This window comes from Planktothrix sp. PCC 11201, assembly GCF_900009135.1.
Lineage (GTDB): Bacteria > Cyanobacteriota > Cyanobacteriia > Cyanobacteriales > Microcoleaceae > Planktothrix.
Map to the genome: position 1 here is coordinate 1 of NZ_LT797762.1, position 276 is coordinate 276.

Consider the following 276-nt stretch of genomic DNA (forward strand, 5'->3'; position numbering starts at 1 on the left):
TAAGTAGGTAGGCAGGAAGAAACGAAAGTATGTAAAGATAAATAAAGAGGAAGAAGAAATCTACCGAGGTCATGAAAATATGGGTGCTCGTTTAAGGGTATTTCTAACTCGTGAGCAAGACAAAACCCTGTTCAACCTGAGAACAGCAGATATACCACAGAAAGTTAAAGACCGAGCCGAAGTGATTCGCTTAAACTCACAAGGTTGGTACGTCGAAAAAATAGCAACTTATTTCAATTGGACGGCACAGACTGTCAGAGAAGTGTTGCACAAATG

1 protein-coding gene is annotated in these 276 nt (G+C 40.2%); it reads left to right on the forward strand.

Annotation, left to right across the window (positions count from 1 at the left end; all coding sequences use genetic code 11):
• Positions 1 to 79: 79 nt before the first annotated feature.
• Positions 80 to 276: helix-turn-helix domain-containing protein (locus PL11201_RS25585; RefSeq protein WP_144017904.1), on the forward strand; the 197-nt coding region annotated here is incomplete at its 3' end.